Here is a 22,537-nt window from a genome sequence, read left to right as displayed (position 1 = left end):
AAATATTTATTCATCACAAGTACGAAACAAGAAATTTCCCGGTATGCCCCTTTCCGTTTTTTACAAGGTCTTCCGGTTTTCCGGCAAACACCACATGCCCTCCTTCATTTCCTCCTTCGGGCCCCAAATCGGTAATCCAGTCGGCCGATTTAATAATCTCCATGTTGTGTTCTACAACAATAATTGAGTGCCCCTTTCCGATTAATGCCTGAAATGCTTTTAACAATTTCTGAATGTCATGAAAGTGAAGGCCGGTTGTGGGTTCATCAAAAATAAAGAGGGTCGGATCGGCTTTCTCCAGAGCCAGAAACGATGCCAGCTTAATGCGCTGACTTTCGCCTCCGCTTAATGTGCTTGACGATTGTCCAAGGCGTACATATCCCAGACCTACGTCGGCTAAAGGCTTTAGCTTGTTCACAATCCTTTTCTCCGTATTTCCCTTTGCCTGTCCAAAAAATTCTATGCTTTGGTTAACCGTCATTTCAAGAATATCGTATATGTTCTTTCCCCGGTAGGTAACATCCAGTATTTCGGGCTTAAAACGCTTTCCCTGACAACTTTCACACGTAAGAACAATGTCTGCCATGAACTGCATCTCAATTTTTATGGTTCCCTCTCCCTGGCACTCTTCACAACGTCCGCCATCAACGTTAAACGAAAAATGAGCCGGTTTAAAACCGTTTATCTTTGCCGCCTGTTGATCGGCCATAAGTTTGCGTATCTCGTCATAAGCCTTCAGGTAGGTGGCGGGATTAGAACGTGACGATTTACCAATGGGATTCTGGTCCACAAACTCAGCGTCGGCTATGGCGTTGGTTTCCCCCTTAAGAAGGTCGAAATCACCTGTTTTATCGGCATATCCCCCTTTAATCTTTTTCAGTGCAGGGTACAATATCCTGCTGATTAACGACGATTTTCCCGATCCACTCACGCCTGTGATGACATGTAAAACGTTGAGTGGAAACTTTACATTGATATTTTTCAGATTGTTTTCGCGGGCTCCGACGATTTCAAGAGCATTGTTCCACGGCCTTCGTGACGATGGGAGTTCTATTTTCCTGACCCCTTTAAGATATTGAGTAGTCAGGCTTTCGGGTGTATGTTCCAGCTCCCTGAAATTGCCCTGAAAAACTACCTTTCCACCATTTTGCCCTGCACCAGGCCCGATATCGATGATCTCGTCACCGGCCCGGATAATCTCTTCATCATGCTCTACTATAATCACGGTATTACCAAGCGATTTCAGATGCCTGAGGACATTAATCAGCAAATGCGTATCGCGCGGATGCAACCCAATACTGGGCTCGTCCAGAATATACAAAGAACCAACCAGGCTACTGCCGAGAGACGTTGCCAGGTTGATGCGCTGACTTTCACCTCCCGAAAGCGTCGAAGACAACCGGTTTAGAGTAAGATATCCCAATCCAACGTTATTAAGAAAGTGCAGCCGAGAGTTAATTTCTGTAAGCAACCGCCTGGCCACTTTTTGCTCATGATCCTCAAGACTCAGCTTCCGGAAAAAACCGGCAAGATCAGATACCGGCATCAGTACCAGTTCGTGAATGCTTTTTCCGCCCACCTTAACATACATAGCTTCTTTTTTCAGGCGGGTTCCCCGGCAATCGGGACAAACCGTCTTTCCCCGGTAACGGGAAAGCATTACCCGGTATTGTATCTTGTACTGCTTGGATTCGAGGTGCTTAAAAAATTCATTCAGCCCATGAAAATACTGATTGCCTGTCCATAACAATTGTCGCTGCTCCTGCGATAGTTCATAATAAGGCTTATGGACAGGAAAATCGAATTTATGTGCATTCCGAATCAAAAGATTCTTCCATTGTCCCATTTTTTCTCCCCGCCAGCAGGCAATAGCATCGTCGTAAATGGAAAGACTTTTGTTCGGAATAACCAGGTCCTCATCGATTCCTATAACATTTCCAAAGCCTTCGCAAGTCGGACACGCACCTATGGGATTATTGAAAGAGAACGTATGTTCGGTCGGCTCCTCAAAAGTTATCCCATCCTCTTCGAACCGGTTCGAAAAGAAAAATGTTTCGGGTTCCCTGCCGCTAAACACCTTTACCAGACATTCACCTTCACCTTCGTAAAAAGCCGTCTGAACAGAATCTGCCAGTCTCGAGTTGGTATCCTCGTCTTCCTTATTCACACTGACACGGTCGATTACCAGGTTGATCTCTTTACATTGTTCCAGCTTTTCATTATCCTTCAGAAGCTCTTCTATCCTCATGAAATCTCCCTCCGATTCCACCCGGCTGAATCCCTGCTGCGACAGAACGGAGAGGTGTTCCGCACAACTACGGTTTCCGGGTGTTGAAACTCGGGCAAGAATGGCCATTTTTGTACCATCTTCATAGCTGTTGATGAAATCAATTACATCCTCAGTGCTGTGCTTTTTCACTTCCTTCCCGGAGACAGGTGAGTAAGTACGACCAATGCGGGCGAAAAGCAGCTTCAGGTAATCGTATATCTCAGTAGAAGTCCCGACAGTTGAACGCGGGTTCCGTGTATTCACTTTTTGTTCTATGGCAATGGCCGGAGGTATGCCTTTAATGTAATCCACTTCAGGCTTGTCAAGCCTTCCAAGAAACTGACGGGCATAGGCGCTCAGGCTCTCTACGTAGCGGCGTTGCCCCTCGGCGTAAAGGGTGTCAAATGCAAGAGAACTTTTCCCCGAACCCGAGACCCCTGTAATAACGATGAAATGGTTTCGAGGTATGTCCAGGTCAATATTCTTCAGGTTGTGTACTCTCGCCCCTTTTATACTGATATATTTGGATGCAACTGCTTTAGTTTTTTCCATTATTATGTAATCAAAATTGACCTGCAAAGATACCAAAAGATGAGGGGAATATTGTTAATCTCTTTTAATTTTCCCACTTTCAGTCATTCTGAAGGGCTGTTTCACAACGACATCTTTTGGGGCATGATAAGGAGGCAAAACATTTCTGAGGTGTTGTAACAAGGCGTCTACGTTATCCGGTTTTCGGGGAACTACCAGAACAATCTCGTTACCCAGTGAAGGATGTGGTCTTGAAGAAATATAAAAGGGCTCCGGAATTAAACCCGACAAACGTTGTTCTATTTCCTCGGGAGAAACCTTAATGCCGCCTGTGTTAATTATATTATCAATTCTCCCTTTAATTCTGAATGTTCCGTTTTCTTTGATTTCAGCAATATCGTTGGTAACAACCGGTTGATTGGTTATACCGGCGGCATCCACTACCAGGCAGTTACGCTCATCCGTGAAAACGTGAACATTTTTCAAAGGCGTGAAAAAACTGTTTTTTTCATTCGTATAAAGCTTATTTTTAATGTCTGATAGCCTGCCCCGATTTATCGGCGAGTAATCGGGACTCTTTTCATTCCCGTTAACAGGTTTCAATGCTATATGCGATAATGTCTCTGTCATGCCATAAGTTTCCCACACACGAAAAGGCCGGTTTTTCAATTTCCGGGCCAATTCATTGCTAACAGCACTCCCGCCCAGTATCACGGTTCTCAGAAGATGAAGGCGCGATGTTTCGGCAGAAAGCTCATTCATCATCTGCAACGGTGTCATTGCTGCAAAATCTACCGGCCTGGAAAGATGTTGCAGAGGCCTGCCGGTTACCGGAACAGGAACAAGATCGAGTCCACCCGCAAAAGCCCGTACGATCATCATCCTGCCCGCAATATAATTGGCCGGAAGGCAAAGAAGGACAGACATCCCGGGAGTCAGACCAAAAAAATCAATCGTGTTAAAGGCCGATTGGAGCATGGCATCTTTCCTAACTGACATCTTCCTTGGCGGCCCAGTAGAGCCGGATGTTTGCACTAAAATGGTGTCTTCGTCACTCAGCCATTCTGAAATAAACCGAAACATTTCTTTTTCCCAGGCAGGTGCTTTTTCATCGGCAAGTTTTTCTACCGATAGATGAAATAGTGCATCAGGACTGTAAGTTTGTCCGGCAATAGTAAGCTGTCCGTATTTTCTGTACTTGTGTAGCATCATTCAGTCATCCATAAATGACCTTTATCGGTATAAAGGCGCGATGGTACGTTATTAGAAAAAACCTGTCCGGTGCCAAGCCCCTGAGGCATACTATTATCGAGAGTATAGGTCCACTGTGCAATGGCATTAAGACCAATATTACTTTCGAGAGCCGATGTTATCCACCATCCTGTGCCGTTATCAGCAGCTATTTGAATCCACTCTTCGGAGGCCTTAAAACCCCCAACCATACTGGGTTTCAATATAATGTAATGTGGTCTGATGGTGTTCATCATTTGCTTCTTCTCTTCAATTTCGTGGATACCGATAAGTTCTTCATCGAGCGCAATTGGGATGGGCGACGACTCGCACAAAGCAGCCATCTCTTCCCAGCGGCCGGCTCTTATGGGCTGCTCTATGGAATGAATATCCATTCGTGCCAGTTTATCGAGTATCTCTGGCACCTGAGCGGGTGAAAATGCCCCGTTGGCATCCACTCTAAGCTCCAGTTGGTCTCGCGAAAAACTCTTTCTTAGAGCCTCGAGAATACGATATTCCTCATCAAAATCGATCGCACCTATCTTCATCTTCAAACAAGTGAAGCCCGCCAATATCTTCTCTTCTATCTGGTGCAACATATATTCGGGATCTCCCATCCAGATCAACCCGTTGATCGGAATACCACGCTCACCGCGGGTAAAGGCCGAAGGAAACAGGATGTCACTGCCGGGAGTTGACAAATCAATCAGTGCGGTTTCAACGGCAAAGCGCAATGATGGCCAGTCACGTAATTCATCATGAAAGTTATACCTGAGCGCATCAGCATTTTTGCAAACAAACTCAATCTTTTTTTCAAGCCCTGGCCGGTCATCGTAACTTAGCTTTGGCAAAACCGAGCATTCTCCTGTTCCTTGCTTCCCGGGAGCAGCATCATCATAAATGGTAAGAAACCAACTCTGCTTTTCGGTAAGCACCCCCCTTGAAGTTCCTCCCGGGGTTTTGAACTTCAATTTATATGGTCGGAAATCAGCTTTCAACATACAACAAACAATGAACCTGTTACGTAAAGAATAACCAGAAAAAGCGTACCCAGAGAAAGGTTTCGCAATTGAGAATCGAGTTCTGACAAAGGTGCCCGAAAACGAAATACCGAAATGGCGTTCAGAACGAAAACCGGCAAAACAATCAACGACAACCAGGCACCAACATTATCATCCTGGAAAATTATCAACCACAAAAGAAATGCGCCCCAACCCATTACAAGAAGCGCAAGGTGGTAAAATGCTGCCGGTTTTCTGCCCATCATAACCGGTAAAGTCTTCTTACCGCTTTTTTTGTCACTCTCTATATCCCTTATATTATTCAGATTCAGCACTCCGGCACTGAACAACCCGACTGCTGAGGCAGGGAGTAAAACCGGCCATTCCCATGTGCCGGCATGAAGAAAAAATGTACCCCCCACTCCCATCAGTCCGAAAAAGAGAAATACATAAAAATCACCAAATCCTCTGTATCCATAAGGATTTCGCCCGACAGTATATCGTATTGCAGCAGCAATGGCAAAAAGGCCCATTACAAAAAACGCAAAAGCTGCCAGTTGTCTGCCCTTTAATGAAACTAAAATAAGGACTATGCCTGAAATAAGGGCAAGAGTTGCTGTAATGATAACCGCTTTTTTCATCTGCTTCAGGGTAATAACACCGCTTTGTATCATCCTCCTCGGCCCTTGTCTTTCTTCATTGTCGGCGCCCGACAGGGCATCTCCGTAATCATTGGCCAGGTTCGACAAAATCTGCAAAAACAGTGTCGTGAGTGATGCCCATATTAACACCCCCCATTCAAAGCAACCCGCTCCCGCTGCAAGTATAGAACCCATGAAAACAGTGGAAAGGGCCAGCGGTAATGTCCGCAATCGTAAAGAAATAATCCAGGCTTTGATATTTAGTGCCATGTATTTTAGATTAATAGATCATTAGATTTTTAGATATAAGTAATTTAGTCAATAGTTTTTAGTCAATAATTAGTAGTGTGAATTACAAAGACTAACATGCACAAAGCAATAACCAGAAAAATTAAAAAACATATTACTAGTGTTTTTTGATTTCTATTAGTGCTTGTACATAGGGCTTGCTGAATAAAACTTAAATAATTAATAATAAATTACTTACATCGCATAGCTCCATTTAAGGTGCAAGGTTTTTCATGCAATTCTTTAAAAATGTTTGCCCCTGTAAATCAATAGATCATGAGATTTTTTAGATATAAGATGTAAGATGATTTTTACAACATTAATATACTGCATTTAAATAATCAAACCTCCTTAGATACAAACAATTGACCTATAGTAGATTGCAAAATTTAACGAAGTATTAATCAAATGTTAATTGTCAACATATCACTATTTTAAAGGCACGATGGCCTGTCCGCTTTCCGGGGCCGCGGATGGCGGGAAGCCAAAATGGGCGACGTTCATGGCCTTTCGCAATGGCCGGAAATTTTGGCTTTCGCGGGGAGCCAGGTTTAAGCGGACCAGACCTTTTTGGTTCTTTTTAGGGCAATGCCAAAAATGAAATAGATTGCTGACTTTTTCAGCAACCTCTACATAAAGTACCATTTGCTGTGTTACCCTTGCCGCCAAAATACTCATTTACGAAAAGTGAACTACGTTTTGGCGACTTCGCAAGCCTTGCAACTGGCACTTTCTGAACAGACACACATATTGTGAAAATATTTTTGTGAGTTTATAGACAAGCACTAATTATTTATATAATTGAAAGTGAAATAATAACTTTCTAATAATGAATACTTTGCGTCATTGCGTCTCAGCGTTTAGACATCTTCGAACGGACTATGGTGCTAAGGCTCTTCAAAATTAACCTTTTTAGTCAAAAAGAACGAAACGAGCATTGCAAAGATTGTCACAAAAGAACATGTATAAATCCTGCATGCGAGTTCCATTCGACCTAAAAAAATAAATTATATACGAATAAAATTATAACTTGCGAATAAGGGTTTATTCTCATCTTTGTGTCATACTAATGACAGAACATAGTTCCGCACCATGAGGTTCAGGATTTGCCGTAAAAAACCGGGCTGAAAATGAAACAAGCCCCGTATTACCCGGGACAGGTTTTATTCGACCTTAAAGATCAGATTTTAATAATGAAACGAACATGGCAGAGTTTGACACAATAAGAACATGTATAAGTACCTGCATGCGAGTTTCATTCGGCCAATGATTTAGATTTATTATATACGAATGAAACGAGCATGGAGCTTTGATTTCTCCTTCGGCTTTGCCGCTTTGTTTACAAAGAAAACTGCCACAAAAGGGCATGTATAAAGAAATCGCGAGTTCCATCCGACCTTAATAACTAAATATTATACGGATGAAAAAACCACGAACGGAAAAAGAAATACTTCGACTCATAGCCATGGGGGATGAACAGGTTTTTGAACAATTGTTCCGTTCGTGGTATGCCCGGTTGGTCGTATTTGCCTTGAAATTCATTCCCGACCGTATGGAAGCGGAAAATGTGGTTCAGATGGTATTCATAAAACTATGGGAAAAGAGAAAGGAACTGAAAATTGAATCTCTGAATGCTTATTTGATGATGGCTGTACGTAACAGTTGTATCAATGAAATAAAACGAACCCGATATCATTTATCTGTTGAAGAGCAGTTTCAACTTCCAATGGTCGAAGATGAAGAACCCGGAATGAAGGAAGAATTACTGGAAAAAATAGACAAAACCATTAATGAGATGCCCCCTCAACGGCAAAAAATATTTAAAATGAGCCGTTTCGACGGTCTGAAATATAAAGAAATTGCTGCTGCACTTGGAATTTCACCAAAGACAGTGGAAGTTCAGATGGGAAAAGCACTAAAAACATTGCGTGAAGCCTTTAGCCCTGAAAAGAGGAAACACAAGCTGGTCTGATAAAGACGGATTAGAGGTTGAGTCCAGAACTAAGGTTAAGGCTAAGGTTGAGGTTAAGGCTAAGTTTGAGGTTGAGATTGCATCACAGATTTACAAAGATTTTTCAATGACATATTAATTTGTGTCTGTCCATAAAGTACTATTTGCTGTGTTACGCTCGCCGCCAAAATCCTCATTTACGATTAGTAAACTCCGGTTTTAGCGGCTTCGCAAGCCTTGCAACTGGCACTTTCTGAACAGACACATGATCAGAAACAAGTTTTGCGTAATTTATAGATAAGCACTAATTATTAGATGTTTGTCTACAAACTCGCAAAGAATTTTTACAGGATGTTAGATGATTAGATTTTTAGAAATAAGAGATTCTTCGCTTTGCTCAGAATGTCAGATCGCCTTATATCATTCTGCAAGGAGCATGCGACTGGTACCGATTTTAATCGGGAAGGAGGCACGACAAAGAATCTTAACAATGACCAGGTAAAACTCGCTAAAGATGACATAATGTGCCAAAGACATTGCATTTTCTGCCTTCTGACTGCATCTGATATCTTAAAATCTAACGATCTATTGTAGTATAATAGTTTAAGAAAATTAACACAAAGTGATGACCGATAGAAAATACCATATTGACTGGGAACTTGCTGCCAGGATACTCAGCAGTGAAGCTGATGAAATAGACCGCGGCTTATTTGAAGAATGGCTGAAAGCCGGTAAAGAAAACCGCGAAGAATGGCAGCAAATCAAACAAAGCTGGGAAAAAGGTGAAGATGCTTTGGTAATGAAAACAATCGACACCAATGCAGCATGGGAGAAGGTACGGCATTTCACTGTGGATGAATCCGCATCGATGGCCGGAAAACCATCCCCCCGTATCAGATTGTGGTTATCAGTGGCTGCATCGCTGGTGTTGCTGGTGGGACTCCTGTGGTTTATTATACCCGGTGCGGAAAATCACAAATCATCACTGATTGTTGCGAACAATACTCAGGAAGAAATTGTGCTTAACGACGGCAGCGTTATCACTTTAAACAAGGACTCAAGATTCAGTTGCAATCAACCATTTGATGACGATCAAAGAATCGTTGAAATCGATGGGGAAGGATATTTTCAGGTAAAAGGCGACAAAGAATGGCCATTTATTGTCCATGCTGGCGGCATGACCATTAAAGTGACCGGGACACGGTTTAATGTAAGAGCCTATCCCAATCTGAATGTCACCGAAGTAGCGGTGTTGGAAGGAGAAGTTGAAGTATCAGCTTCTGCGAAATCTGCCGCTGAAATATTAAAAAAAGGGCAAACAGCTCTTTTTGATAAAAAATCCGGAGAACTGGTGATAAAACCATCTACAGATCCTAACATACTGGCATGGCTCACAGGGAAGATGAGCTTTGATGAAACACCGTTACCTGTCGTCGCCGAAACTTTAGAGCGAGTTTACGGAGTAAATATTCAAATTTCAGATACTACTCTTACCGACGAGAAACTCACGGCACGGTTTAGTCAAAACTCCCTGGATTTTGTTCTTGAGGTGGTTTGTGTTACCTTTAATCTGCAATCAAAAAGAGAGGGAGACACCGTGTTTTTGTCCAGAGCAACCCCATGATGCCTGAGCAACATAAGGACTAAGCCTTTTGACCGATCGCTGTTCCGGATATGAATCGGCAAAAATATCAGCACGGCAAAGGCTCACCCATCCCGGATACAACACACAGTTTCCAGACCAGGCGATTTGAGATATGCTGTACTATTTAAAATACACAAAAACATCAATAAAAGGCCGGATTCTAAGAGCTCTTATCTGCCTGATATTGCTGTCTGCATGGGAAATACCGAATAGTTTTTCCCAGGAGAAGAACAGTATTTTGTCACAAAAATATTCCTTCTCATACGACAGTCTCAGTTTCTCAGCATTTCTTGACTCTCTCTCGGCCGATTTTGACATCTCCTTTTCTTACGATGCCTCTGTCATTGATGGAGACAGTATTATCTTTGCCATAGCAGACTCGGTTTATCTGGACAAGTTTCTGTTGGAGCACCTGAAAAATGATCAATTGCGGGTACATGAGATGGAAAAACAGATTATTCTTTCATTTGAACCTGCTCGTCTGCCAAAGCAATCTGTTCAGATCGAAGGAATGGTAATTGACTCACTGGATCGGGAACCTATGGCAATGGTCAATATCGGAGTGGAGGGTAAAACCATCGGAACAGCCACCAACAGTGAAGGACGATTCAGCATATATCTGCCACCCGGGTACATTGGTGAAAAGCTGGTTTTTTCCAATCTCGGATATTTAAGAAAATATATCACCATACCGCCTAATGATACTCTGGTTACTGTGACACTTAAGGAAACCTCCGTCCAATTGCCTGAAGTGCTGGTAAGACATGTAAGGGCCGACCGTATTATGGAAGAGGTTGTCAGGCAAAAACCTTTTAATTATTCTTCCGAGCCGGTCATTCTGACGGCCTTTTTCAGGGAAAGTATTCAACAGGATGACATATATGTAGATGTTTCAGAAGCAGTAATTGAAATCTACAAACCGCCTTATTCCAGGGATTATGCCCTTGAGAGAGTTCGATTCGTCAAAGGCAGGAAAGGGAAAGCCGAAGGTGATATGGAAGTGATCAACTTCAAACTTCAGGGTGGCCCCTTGCTGTTCAGCCGGGTGGATATTGTAAGACAAGGCGGATTTTTACCCGACCAGGAAGGTAACTCCCGATACGAATATTCATTCAAAAGGATGGACTATGAACATGGTCGTAATATTTTCGTAATTGGTTTTGAGCCGGTTAACGACACGGGCGAATTATTGTATGAAGGAGAAATAAGAGTTGATGAAGAAACCTTTGCAATCGTCGGTGCAGACTTTGAAATGACGAGAAAAACCATCCGCAAAAGCCGGGAGTATCTGATTAGAAGAGACAGCAGACGATACCGCACACGTCCTTTCTTTGCCCGCTATCATATCGACTACCGCCCATGGGAAGACAAATGGGTGTTGAATAGTGTAAAGGGAGAAGTAAGTATGAAGATTATTGACCGTGAAAAAAAAGTAAGAACGGTTTTCAATACTGTCTCCGAAATGCTGATCACCGACTTACGGCCCGGCGAAAGAAAGGAACTCAGATGGTCTGAAGCCTTCAGGGAAGATTATATCCTTTCCGATCAGATAGAAACTTACGATCCTGATTTTTGGTCACGATACAATATTATTAGTCCGGACGAATCGATTGAAAAAATATTCAGAAATGATAAACCCGAAGAAGACAGGCCGGAGAAATAAACAAAGCCGGAAAACTCTTCTTAAGTCAAGCTTACCGGCCGGTTCTTTGGTGCGTGTTGTTTTAAAACCAAATTAACTGTCTGCAATTCAATGATGCGTTCACACCTTTAAACGCACTTCGATATAAACTCCCTCCAACAAAAAGATTAACAAGATGAACCTTCCGGACGTAATCCTACTGTTGTAAATTCAAAAAAATGCAACAACGATAGTGGTTATGCGCAATGTTGTTGAAGATAATTAATTGTTGAACCAACAGAGTTAAGCTTTGGCAACTCTTCATTCTTTACCTCAACCTTAAAACGTGTCTCCAGGTAAAAAAGAAAACATGCCATGTCCACATCGTCCATAAACAAATCATCTTTTAAAGAGGCCTTTTCATCAATCACATCCCGGGGAATACCTGTCTGCCTGAAAACCTTGTAAAGATTTCTTCTAATCTCTTTTGCATCCATATAACAACTCTCTTTTGGTTGGTTTATTAATATGACAACCGAAAGAGAAGAAACACGTATGGAAAACTCAAATTTTTTTCTCAGATGGTCAAAGACATTTTTCGCTCTTCCATCATTTTTCGAATATTGATCAATGCGTAGCGCATTCTGCCAAGCGCAGTGTTGATACTGACGTTGGTTTCTTCCGCAATTTCTTTGAAGGAGAGCCCGAAATAGTGACGGAGTTTAATGACTTCTTTCTGAGAATTGGGAAGCATTTCTACCAGCGAAGCAACTTCGGACAATAACTGTTCGTGCACCATCTTGTCTTCAATAGTGTGTTCCGAAAACCTGGTGTGATTAAAAATATCATACGAATACTGGTCATTGGATATCATTTGCTGGTTCTTCTGTTTGCGAAAATAATCAATGACCAGGTTGTGAGCAATGCGCATTACCCAGGATGTAAAACGGCCGTTTTCGGCATACTTGCCTGACCGAAGCGAATGAATCACCTTTACAAATACATCCTGAAAGATGTCCTCCGCCAGATCGCGCTGACGAACCATTAAAAAAATGAATGAATAAATTCTCTGATGATGCCGGTCAATTAATAAATCAATACACCGGGTATCGCCTGAGATAAACTTTTTTACAAGCTCTTCATCAGACAGTATTTTCAAATCTGTCATAATCAATAGTTTAGAATTAGCTTGTAAAACTGTTCAATAGGCTCTTAGTTTGAAGGTTAACAATCAAAATATCTTTAAATACATGAACCGGGTCTAAAAAGCATCTTTATTACCAAACCCTTTGTTGTTTTAAATTCTTGCATCCTCATTAACAACGAGTTAACTTCGGTGCAAAAATTTAAAACGCCTTGATTTTCACAAAAATATGCTCTTTATACCGCAATCATACATCGCCGAAATAACAAAAAAAAACACAAATTTCCAAACGTTAAATTTTTTTGTTGATTTGTTTAATTTGACGATTAACTTCTTTTACGAGTTTTTCTTTTAATTTGTTATAGTTTGTTGTCTTTTCTTTAAAGGCCTTTTCGGTGTTTTGTGCAAGATCATAAAGACCAGTGGCTTCCATAGTGCCTACAATACCTTTCAGAGAGTGTAGTATCCGTGCAATTTCCTCATCATCTTCTTTTTCGGACAATTGATTAATCTTCGTCTCAAAATCAGAATAATCGTGGCAAAAACCTTTTAGCAGTCTGCTATACAAGTCGGAACGCCCACCCATACGGCGGATACCAGCCTGAACATCCAATCCTTCAATTTTAGGAAATTTGTACTCCCGTCCCTTTTCCGAATGAGTCAGGGCTTTTCCGGAGTCCTCGGGCTCTCCGAAAACCAGCCGGTAAATAACCCTGAAAAGATCATCGGGATCAATGGGTTTACCTACCAAACCGGTCATTCCGGCCTGAAGACATTGTGATTCCACGTCACCAAGGGCTTCTGCAGTCATGGCAACCACCGGCACTTCCTCCCATCCCTCTATTCTTTTAATCCGGCGTGTTGCTGTATACCCGTTCATTCCGGGCATGTGAATATCCATCAGAATAATATCATAAGGACATTTCCCCTTGTGCTGTGCGGCCAGATCCAAGGCATCCTGGCCGCTGGGAGCAACGTCGGTTTTAATATTTGCCATGGACAGTAATTCCACAGTCAGCTGGCGATTGGTATCATTATCTTCAACCATCAATAGTTTTAGTGGTCTCTCTTTTACAAGATAGTCACGGTAATTCCTGATTTTCTGACCAGTTGACTGTTCGGGCATATCAATACCGCCCATTGCATCCATTAATGCATCAAACAGTATCGAATAATTGACAGGCTTATGCATTACCACATAAGAAAGGCCAGCTCCCTCCCATTGTTTTTGAAAATCTTCCTCATGAAAAGGAGACGACATGATAATCAGGTGTTCAAAACGATCGTTATACTTTATCAAATCTTTAATAACCTGCTTACTGTTATTCTCTATCAGCAGCCAATCTATAAACAACAACCAAAGAGGGTCATCGGGGCTAATATCTTTTAATTTGCTAACAAGGGTGCTGTAGGAACAGGTTCGCAGCACTTTAAAACCAAAGTCACAGAGCATTCCCTTAATGCTCGCAGCTGTTTTGGCGTTGTGGCAGGCAATCATGGCATCATCTCCGGCTACTTCAAAGGCATGCCGCATCTGGTCTTTTTTCTGGATAAGTTGCCGGTCGATTGTGGCGGTAAAGAAGAATGTACTCCCTTTACCATATTCACTTTCTACCCATATTTCGCCATTCATCATTTGCGTAATTCGCTTACAGATGGCAAGCCCCAACCCGGAACCGCCGTATTTTCGTGTGGTAGAAACATCGGCCTGGGAAAAGGCCTTGAACAGGTTATTCTTCTGTTCCTCCTTCAGTCCTATTCCTGTATCCTCAACCGCAAAAAGTAATTCGGTTTTTTCACTCTTCGTGGCCTTCACCCTTATCTTAACATTGACATATCCCTTATCGGTAAATTTCACGGCATTGTTTACAAGATTAACCAGAACCTGTTCCAGTCTCAACGGATCACCGACCAGACTTAAAGGCACATCAGGTGCAATGTCAAAAACCAGTTCAAGTCCTTTCTCATTGGCTCTGAAAAGCACCATATCGGCCAGATTCTGAAGCACCTGTTCAAGATCAAAATCAATATACTCAAGTTCAAGCCGGCCTGCCTCAATTTTTGAGAAGTCGAGAATATCGTTGATAATTCCCAACAATGAACGTGAGGAGGACTGAATACGTTTCAGATAATCGTTCTGTCCCTGCATACCCGGTTTTTCGAGTGCCAGGTGAGTCCAGCCGATAATGGCATTGAGCGGTGTGCGTATCTCATGACTCATCCTTGCCAGAAAATCACTTTTTGCCCGGGTAGCAGCTTCGGCTGCCTCTTTGGCCTTTTGTAGTTCCCTGCCGCTTTCATAACGGGCAATCATTAGTCCCATGGTTACTGCAAATGCCTTAAAAAGTGTTTTTTGTGACTCACTCCAGCCGCCCGATTTAAATTCCATGGCAAAGCCAATAAATCCCCAGAATACATCGTGAACAAAAACAGGTACAATCAGCACCGATGAAGCCCCCATCTTACGCAGAAAAGATTTTTCACGTGGCGAAGCGGCATTTGATGCAATTTCAAGTTCCTTTTGTGCACTCAGCCGGAAAAACCAAACGGGATTAATATTCTCGTATGAGAGATCAACCATATCATCCCGGCGAACGGGCTCTACAGAAGAACGCTCCCACTCAACAAAATGCTTAAACAGAAGGTTGCCCGGCTCATTACGGTAATTCCTGAATGCAAAAGCACGGTCAACGCCGGCTCCTTCCCCCAAAACCCTGAGAGCTCGCTGAAGGGCCTCTTTAAAGTTAGAACTGGCTATGAGTTCTTTTAATGCTTCGGAAACGCCTTCCAGAAGACGGTCGCGTACCATAATCTCATTTACAGCTTCTTTCTGAGCTGTAGTATCTATGATAACCCCTTGAAAAGTGGTCTCGCCTGTTATTTTATCGGTTACGGGAAGCCCTTTCTCATAAACCCATTTGCGATTTCCAAACAGATCGCGGATGCGGTACTCCATCTCGAATGATCGCTGACTCCGAATGGCTTTATTGAGCGCTTCCATTACTTTCGGAACATCTTCCTTCTCAATAAACGGAACGATAGATTGCCCTTCCTGGATAAAAGCATTAATTCCCAGGCCAATTATTTTCTCAACGCCTCCGCTAATAAAGAGCATGGTACGTTTGTTATCGTTTCGGCAATGATAAACAATACCCGGTACATTGGTAACGATGTTACGATAATTTTCACGGCTGCGTTCCAGATCACGCAAGGCCTGGCGAAGCTCAGTAATATCGGTTGAAACACCACAAACCGAAGTGATCTTCCCGTCACGATCCCTGATGGGAAACTTATTGGAAAGAAAAATACGTCGCGAATTTCCCGATGGAAAGAACTCTTCTTTCTGAATGGAACGGCCGGCTTTTAATACTTCTTCATCATTTTTTCTATGTAAGGCAGCAATGTCTTCAGGAAAAATTTCTTCATCCCTGCGACCGATCAATCGATGAGCCTCAAGTCCGAGTGTCTCCTCCATAGGCTGATTAATCAGGGAGTAATGTCCCTCCAGGTCTTTTACATATATGAGTGAAGAACTGTTGTTAATGATATCATTCAGTAATTGCCGGTTGGTTTGAAGCTGCCTGTTGGCGTGTTCACGAGTCTCCTCATCATGTTTGATTTTCCTGTAAAAAATAACAGCCAGCCATACCCCCACAATAATGGCAAGGGACATAAAGACCCAAAGCGCAACAAAACCAATAATTACCCAGCGTTCCATGGCATGAGTCTGATGATGGCTGGCCTGCTCCCCGGCGTGTTGAATGTTGCGGGAACTCTGATCCATTAACTCCTGTGCTCTTCCAATATTCTCAAGTGCACTTACGAGCTCACGCATCTCGGTTTGATAAGCGGCAAGACCACGGCGCATGCGCAGCAAAGGCTTATACGATGAGGAATTGGGTGGGACAACTCCTTCGGGAGGTATCAGACTTAAAATCCTTTTAAAGACAGCATCCACAGTCTCCCGGGAAATCTTATCTTCCGGATAATTCCATAGTTGTTTCTCAATTTCCTTCAGGTGAAGCAATTGAAACATAAGGTCATTATACAACTCAGATTCTTCACGCTCGCTTCCCTCCAATTTTTTGTCCCATGTCAGCCGGCGGGGAAACGGTTCTCTTGCCGCAGCAAAAACGTCCTGAAAAAGAGAATCCATGCGCTGTTCCGCATCACTGCGCTGTTCTTTCAAAGCCATGACCAAAAGCCAGTATTCCTTATATTTTTCCAGCCAGCTATCGATGGAAGCCAGTTCATCACGGCTTTTATTATTAAGATGACTTTGACGGGCATCCTGAAGGAGACTCTCGATCTCTTGAGTGAGGCTGTCAACAACCAACGTAGTAGTGGTGTCACTTTTAAGCGTCAGATTTTCAGCCTGAATCCTGGAAATATATATCTGATTCAAGAGTTGATTAACCTTTTCAGTGCTTCTTACCCAATCTTTCAAACGGGAAATACCCAGCAGACTGGCACCTGCAACGAATATCAACAAAAACAGATTGATAAGATATCCGCCAAGTACTTTCTGACTGATGGAACCATTCGACTTAAAAAGATTTATTGTTTTTTTGAGCATATAACACCTGATCAGGTTTCTTTGACAATACAAAAATGGGAAATTTTCATCAACTTATCTCCCGCCTTTATTATTTAATTTATACTGATTATTTGTATAATTTTTTCTTCCAAATTTCGTTTTCAATATGTTCCCGGGAACTTCTTAATTCTACAAACTTTTTAACAGCTACGCTTATGAACAATAATTCTACTATGGAATTGGATTTTATCATATCAAAAAGTCTCTATTTACAGAGTTTATTGATGAAACTCCCCGAACCCAATGTAAAAGATATTCTTGTGTCGCCACGAAAGGAATTCATTGAAACGCTTAAATTGCATTTGCGCAAACAATGCAACAGGCAGAATTAAGTTAAATGTAAATTGTCACCTTATTGCTTTTCAAAAGAATGTCATGATATTGACAGACTTTAACTATTTAGTATCTGTCCATAAAGTGCCATTTACTGTGTTACGCTCGTCCGAAAATTACTCATTTACGAGAAGTAAACTCCGTATTTTCGGACTTCGCAAGCCTTGCAACTGGCACTTTCTGAACAGACACACATATTGTAAGAGTTTATGCGAGTTTATAGACAAGCACTATTTAAAAGGCGCGGTGACCTGTCAGCTTCCCTGACCGGCGGATGGAGGGAAGCCAAAACGGGCGACGTTCATAGCCTTGCGCAATGGCCGGAAATCAGAAACAAAAGCCTGGCAGAAGTAGGAAATAGACAGATAAAAACAGCCAACCTGCAGAAAATTGACAGAGAGAAGTTAAATTTATGCAAAAAATATCTCTTAAACACTTATTTTTTAGTTTGTTACTAAAACTCTCCTGCTAAACAAACATTTAGCTATGCATAAAAAATGATTGATATAGCGTTTTTTTGAACTCCGAGTCAGGCAAAAACAAAAGTTTCAAAAGAGCTTAGTAATCTACATCTGTATCTTGTTTGACCATATTTTTTGTGGACAACAACCCGCAAGCGGCAAAAATATCTTCTCCCCTTGAACGGCGAATGGTAGTGATCAGTCCCTTTTTTTTGAGTTGGTCGGCAAACCATTTCATCTTAGAGTCCGAAGCCCCTCGTAACGGAGAATCCGGTATGGGATGGAAACGTATCAGGTTAATTCGACACCGGAGACCGTTTAGAAGTTTTGTTAACCCTCTGACATGAGCCGGCGTATCATTTACCCCGTCGAACATGATATACTCGAAAGAGATGCGTCGTTGACGACCAAAATCGTATTCCCGAAGCGTTTCAATAATGGTCTCGATCGGATAGACTTGTTCGACCGGCATTAGCTGTCGCCGTTCTTCGTTAAAAGGCGTATGCAGACTTATGGCAAGGTGTGCCTCGCTCTCCTCTATGAAACGCCGCATGGCCGGTTCAATACCAATGGTTGAAACATTTATCCTCCGGGGGCTCCAGGCCAGCCCCCAATCGGAGGTAAATATTTCCAGGCTTTTCAGAACATTGTCGATATTATCCATTGGTTCTCCCATTCCCATGTAAACCACGTTGGTCAATAGTTCACTTTCAGGCAGACTTAACACCTGATTAACAATCTCGCCTGCTGATAATTGTCCCTGAAACCCCTGCTTCCCTGTCATACAGAAAAGACATCCCATTTTACAACCCACCTGCGACGAAATGCAGAGGGTATGGCGATCATCTTCAGGAATATAAGCCGATTCTATGAACAAACCTTTATGTGCCGGATAAAGGTATTTCCTGGTACCGTCCGATGAAACCTGCACTTTTGAAGGCTCAACCCGCCCCACTTCATATTTTTCTTTCAGCCTGGCCCGCCCGTTTTTTGAGAGGTTGGTCATCTGATCAATATTGGTCACTCCCTTCTGGTACAGCCACTGAGCTATCTGTCTGGCAGCAAAAGCAGGAAGATTACTTTCTGCGACTATAATTTTCAGTTCGTTTAATGTTTTTCCAAAGAGTGGTTCCATAGACAGGCATTATTTCACAAAAGTATCGAGACCGATGTAGCCCTCGAGCGATTTAAGATAATCGGCAGATTTAAAATATTTAATATTCGATTCTGCCAGTTCAATACTTGCCTTAACTTTTTGCACGACATCATCTTCAAGGTTGGGCCATTTATTCAGATATTCCCGTAAGTATTTCAGGTGCTTCTGCCACAGAGTAATATCACCAAGCTGTTTGTTCGTAAGGCGTTCATGATACCAATCGCTGGCAAGCATATTATCGCGATCAAACAACCGGCGAATTTCGGGATCTTCAATTCCTTTACCGTTGTAATTACCATAAGCCATAATATGAAGAACAGCTTTAAGCGGAGGAACGGCCCCCTCAATACTTCCATCTTTAAAATAGCTTTCAGCCACCCATTGCTGTGCTTCTACGATGTTGTTTATGCCATCCACAAAAACATCCAAATCCTGAGTTTCCGGCTTCAGCATTTCATCATTAAAAACGGAATCGGGATTTTCAAAAATCCTGCCTAAAAATGTTCTGGCAAATTTTGCTGTGATCCTGTAACCCAGTCTTGAAGCAAGAACTTTTTGTCCGTTGTATTCAAAGTCCTCCAGTTTTTCCAGGTAACCATGCTCCATCAGAAATTTCGGTTGTGTCTCTTCAGAATGAAGGCGACTCCATATTTCAGGTACCAGCAAGCTGATATCGTGGTCGACCCGGTAGTGAGGTCCAACATACCCTGCTGCGGAAGTAAATCCCGGATAACCGGTAAGAATAAATGACACCAGGGCATTGTTGAGGTCAGTAATCGGACTTAATGCATTAAACGGGCCTTTTGTGAGAGCTCCTTCGGAGCCGGCTCCGGTAGTTGAAGGAGATTTTCCGGTAAGACTGCACACGAAATCCATGAACAGTTCGGGCAGTTCCTGATAATGAATGGGATTATATACTGCAAGGGAACGAATGCCCGGCTGAGGGGGATTATTCCTACGTCCGCCCAATACAGCATTTACCGGATACAATACCGGCTTATCAAGAGGTATTTTCCGGAACAGGCGTGTACCCATTTCTGCAATATAATTATCGCGATGCTTGATAAGTCCGGGACGGTTTTGGAGGTACCGAACATTGGCCGATGGCTTCCCGTCAACAATTCGGGGATGAGAAGATGAAACAAAATAGGTACAATCCTTTTTCTTCACCACTTCCTTGATCAGCTCTTTCATCGGCCTGGTATACTTATCAAACTCAATGGCATTATCCATTATTTCCCTGGCATCCTGCACCGTGAGCGGTTCAAAGTTTGAAATAAAGGTATTGGGGGTTGCAAGGTCTGTTTCTGCCTGTTTGTCGTATCCCCTGTGAATGGCTTCGTCGGGTCTCTGGAAAAACCTGAACTCGCAGTTATAGGTAAACTTGGCAGCCGGATAATGAAAATCAGGAGAAAGGTATTCCAGCCGTGATACAGGAACTACTGTTGAAGCTGTTATATCATCTTCCATCTGTAACTTATCCGAAGCGATGTAATCCTGTCTTAGTTTGAATGTTCGCCAGGCTCCTTCATTGGTAAGGCCGACCCTTAGATAACTGGCAACCAGCTTTCGATCTTTAAATTTAAGCTCATTACCATAACGGCCATCGATGATATCAACGGAGAAATATTTTCTCCAGTCGTCGCCCCACTCCTGTTTGTAAAACCGTTTAACAAGATATACCAGTCCTTTGATATGATGCGGGATGCTTCGCAACCATTCATTGTATTCAGGCTTATAGCGATTGGGGGCAGGTGTCAGCAACTTAATAACCGACCCCAGCGAACGTTTGGGACTCAGAATGGGACGATCACGGTCGGTTTTGATATGATCCAGATAAACATCCGAATAATCTTTATTGATGATCTCTTCTACTTTTTTGAAATCATTTTCAAAATCGGCTGTAAAGAAAGGCCCATAGATTATGGCATCTTCGATAGACTTTGATATTTCGGATTTTCCACCTCCTGAAACCGTACATGGTTTGTGACAAAAGGTTCCTTCGGCAACAGAGCCAATCAGTCGCCACGAAGGCACATAAGGATTCTTATCCATTCTCACCTTATATCCTGCGGGCAAAATGTAAGTATTTTTAGGATTAAGCCTGATACTTTGCTCCTTATTATCCCTGATCCATTTGACCTTTTGTTCTATCAGGCTGAATGCAGCATTTTCAGGCACATAGATGATATCTTTATACTTTTTGTCTACGGCGTATCCTTCGGGTTTTGCCTCCATAATATCGCCGTACAATTTTACCATTTTGTCATATGTAAGATCATTCCCGGCAAACTGATTGCGATCGGAAAACTCATCCCCCAGATTATATGTAGGAAATGCAATGGCGCCACCGGCATGTTCTTCTTCCACATTTCCAAGAAGATTAGCCGCGTAGCCAATCTGGGTTTTTACTTCTTTTTTGGAATAACCGTAATAATTATCGGCGATAAGCGTAACGATGACACCTTCGGCATTACGTGCCGTTATTTTGAAGGCTCCCCCGTCATTATATAGTTCATTCTCTTTTTCCCAACACATGCCGTCACGTTTTTGCCTTTCAGTTGCTTCGCTTACATGCGGCAGTCCCAGTTCTTTTTTCTTCAGTTTTGTAAGATGGGGGGCAAGAATAACACAACCGGTATGGCCGGTCCATCCTTCCACATCCAGAGCCGAATCATTTTCAGGCAAATACGGATCTCCCGCATTACCGAAAATTGATTCCACAAAATCAAGATTACTTACCAGGTTTCCGGGTGCAAAAAACCGTATCTCCATTCTCTTTTCTTTGCACCCCTCTTTAATGCAAGGTTCAACAACGGGCTTCAAAAGTAGCGAAACAAAAGTCGCTGCCTTTAGCTCCTGTGTCGATGTGAAAGGAAGTTGAAGCAATTCACGGGGAGGTTGTAACGCTGCTTCCAAAAGCTTTGCAAAAGCAATTTTGGGGACTGCCTTTTTATCATTCGGAATCGGCAAACCTCCTTCTGCAACGTGAAAAACCCCCTTCGTGGTTCGTCTGTCACTTTTAGGGTTATTAAGTATTCCCTGTTTCAGACGATAACTTTTTATGATATCCGATTCAAACTCCGGTTTGTCCGGCGGAAGCGACAAAGCTCTTGCCACACCATGGTTATCCACAATGAACGTGTTGGCAGGTAACCGGAAATCCACCTTATCCTTGTAATCGGCCAGATAATTGTCCAGAAAGTTCTGGATACGCTGATCAGCCGGACACAGATATGAAGTGAGCAATCGGTTTTTCTCTTTGTAATTTTTGATCAGGTCGTTGGCCAACTCAAGAAAAGCCATTCTTGACCCCGATCTGTAATATGGCTGTCCCATCGCGGCCAGCTTGAGATTGATGTACTCAATAATCCGCTTAGGTTTGGGAACTTCATTTGTCCCTTTTTCAGTAAAACCGAATGATTTTTTAAGGTCCATATTGTCGATGTTTTATTATTTTACCCCAATAATTTAATGCTTTCCCTGTAATTATTCAATAGCTTGTACCTGCCAAACATTAATAGATTGTCAGATTTTTAGATTTAAGATGTAACCTGCATTATTCATAAATTATCTATTACGATGCCCAATTATCGGCAAAACACAAGCGTCCTCGAAAAATTTGATTTGAAAATAGTTCACTATTCCCTGCATCAATTTTTTCTGCAG

The 22,537-nt window shown here is 42.5% G+C and carries 14 protein-coding genes; 4 read left to right on the top strand and 10 right to left on the bottom strand.

Annotation, left to right across the window (positions count from 1 at the left end; all coding sequences use genetic code 11):
• Positions 1-13: 13 nt before the first annotated feature.
• The 5 genes from uvrA to OQ5_RS23320 form a co-directional block, all read right to left on the bottom strand.
• Positions 14-2,821 (bottom strand): excinuclease ABC subunit UvrA, encoded by a 2,808-nt coding sequence (uvrA, locus tag OQ5_RS0100765; RefSeq protein ID WP_026055050.1) that lies wholly within the window; start codon positions 2,819-2,821, stop codon positions 14-16.
• A 54-nt stretch (positions 2,822-2,875) separates the two neighbouring features.
• On the bottom strand, positions 2,876-4,012 hold the full coding sequence (locus OQ5_RS0100760) for an AMP-binding protein (protein WP_016775659.1): 1,137 nt from the start codon (positions 4,010-4,012) through the stop codon (positions 2,876-2,878).
• Complete coding sequence (locus tag OQ5_RS0100755; protein WP_255297326.1) at positions 4,009-5,001, bottom strand: o-succinylbenzoate synthase; 993 nt, start codon at positions 4,999-5,001, stop codon at positions 4,009-4,011. Before OQ5_RS0100755 ends, OQ5_RS0100760 begins: the two co-directional genes overlap by 4 nt.
• Before the next feature lie 23 nt (positions 5,002-5,024).
• Positions 5,025-5,942: a 1,4-dihydroxy-2-naphthoate octaprenyltransferase gene (gene menA, locus OQ5_RS0100750; protein ID WP_016775657.1), complete on the bottom strand. Its 918-nt coding sequence runs from the start codon at positions 5,940-5,942 to the stop codon at positions 5,025-5,027.
• Positions 5,943-6,389: 447 nt separating this feature from the next.
• Entirely contained in the window at positions 6,390-6,638 is a 249-nt protein-coding gene (locus OQ5_RS23320) for a hypothetical protein (RefSeq protein ID WP_016775656.1), read from the bottom strand.
• A 742-nt stretch (positions 6,639-7,380) separates the two neighbouring features.
• Here OQ5_RS23320 and OQ5_RS0100740 point away from each other — a divergent pair.
• The 3 genes from OQ5_RS0100740 to OQ5_RS0100725 all read left to right on the top strand — a co-directional run bounded on the left by OQ5_RS0100740 (position 7,381) and on the right by OQ5_RS0100725 (position 11,219).
• Positions 7,381-7,932 (top strand): RNA polymerase sigma-70 factor, encoded by a 552-nt coding sequence (locus tag OQ5_RS0100740; RefSeq protein ID WP_016775655.1) that lies wholly within the window; start codon positions 7,381-7,383, stop codon positions 7,930-7,932.
• Between the two features lie 604 nt (positions 7,933-8,536).
• Positions 8,537-9,535, top strand: coding sequence for a FecR family protein (locus OQ5_RS0100730; protein WP_016775653.1), 999 nt, complete (start codon positions 8,537-8,539; stop codon positions 9,533-9,535).
• Between the two features lie 133 nt (positions 9,536-9,668).
• Positions 9,669-11,219 (top strand): carboxypeptidase-like regulatory domain-containing protein, encoded by a 1,551-nt coding sequence (locus OQ5_RS0100725; RefSeq protein WP_016775652.1) that lies wholly within the window; start codon positions 9,669-9,671, stop codon positions 11,217-11,219.
• Positions 11,220-11,434: 215 nt separating this feature from the next.
• Here OQ5_RS0100725 and OQ5_RS0100720 read toward each other — a convergent pair whose 3' ends face one another.
• The 3 genes from OQ5_RS0100720 to OQ5_RS0100710 form a co-directional block, all read right to left on the bottom strand.
• The gene (locus OQ5_RS0100720; protein WP_016775651.1) at positions 11,435-11,674 is read right to left on the bottom strand and encodes an acyl carrier protein; all 240 of its coding nucleotides are present in this window, start codon (positions 11,672-11,674) and stop codon (positions 11,435-11,437) included.
• An 80-nt stretch (positions 11,675-11,754) separates the two neighbouring features.
• Positions 11,755-12,345 carry an RNA polymerase sigma factor gene (locus OQ5_RS0100715; protein WP_016775650.1) on the bottom strand — a complete coding sequence of 197 codons (591 nt, stop codon included), beginning with the start codon at positions 12,343-12,345 and terminating at the stop codon, positions 11,755-11,757.
• 268 nt (positions 12,346-12,613) lie between these two features.
• A complete protein-coding gene (locus OQ5_RS0100710; protein ID WP_016775649.1) occupies positions 12,614-16,897 on the bottom strand; it encodes an ATP-binding protein in 4,284 nt (1,427 codons plus the stop codon).
• Between the two features lie 176 nt (positions 16,898-17,073).
• On the opposite strand from OQ5_RS0100710, the gene OQ5_RS23315 reads away from it, so the two are divergent.
• Positions 17,074-17,250, top strand: a complete 177-nt coding sequence (locus tag OQ5_RS23315) for a hypothetical protein (protein WP_176694044.1) — start codon at positions 17,074-17,076, stop codon at positions 17,248-17,250.
• 559 nt (positions 17,251-17,809) lie between these two features.
• On the opposite strand, the gene rlmN is transcribed toward OQ5_RS23315, so the two are convergent.
• Both rlmN and OQ5_RS0100690 read right to left on the bottom strand, forming a co-directional pair.
• On the bottom strand, positions 17,810-18,847 hold the full coding sequence (gene rlmN / locus OQ5_RS0100695; RefSeq protein ID WP_016775646.1) for a 23S rRNA (adenine(2503)-C(2))-methyltransferase RlmN: 1,038 nt from the start codon (positions 18,845-18,847) through the stop codon (positions 17,810-17,812).
• 9 nt (positions 18,848-18,856) lie between these two features.
• Positions 18,857-22,306, bottom strand: a complete 3,450-nt coding sequence (locus tag OQ5_RS0100690; protein WP_016775645.1) for a hypothetical protein — start codon at positions 22,304-22,306, stop codon at positions 18,857-18,859.
• Positions 22,307-22,537: the final 231 nt, after the last annotated feature.

The organism is Anaerophaga thermohalophila str. Valhall, from assembly GCF_000250735.1.
GTDB classification, from domain to species: domain Bacteria; phylum Bacteroidota; class Bacteroidia; order Bacteroidales; family Marinilabiliaceae; genus Anaerophaga; species Anaerophaga thermohalophila_A.
The sequence above is the reverse complement of the archived record's forward strand: the minus strand, read 5'-3'. Positions and strand labels throughout refer to the sequence as shown.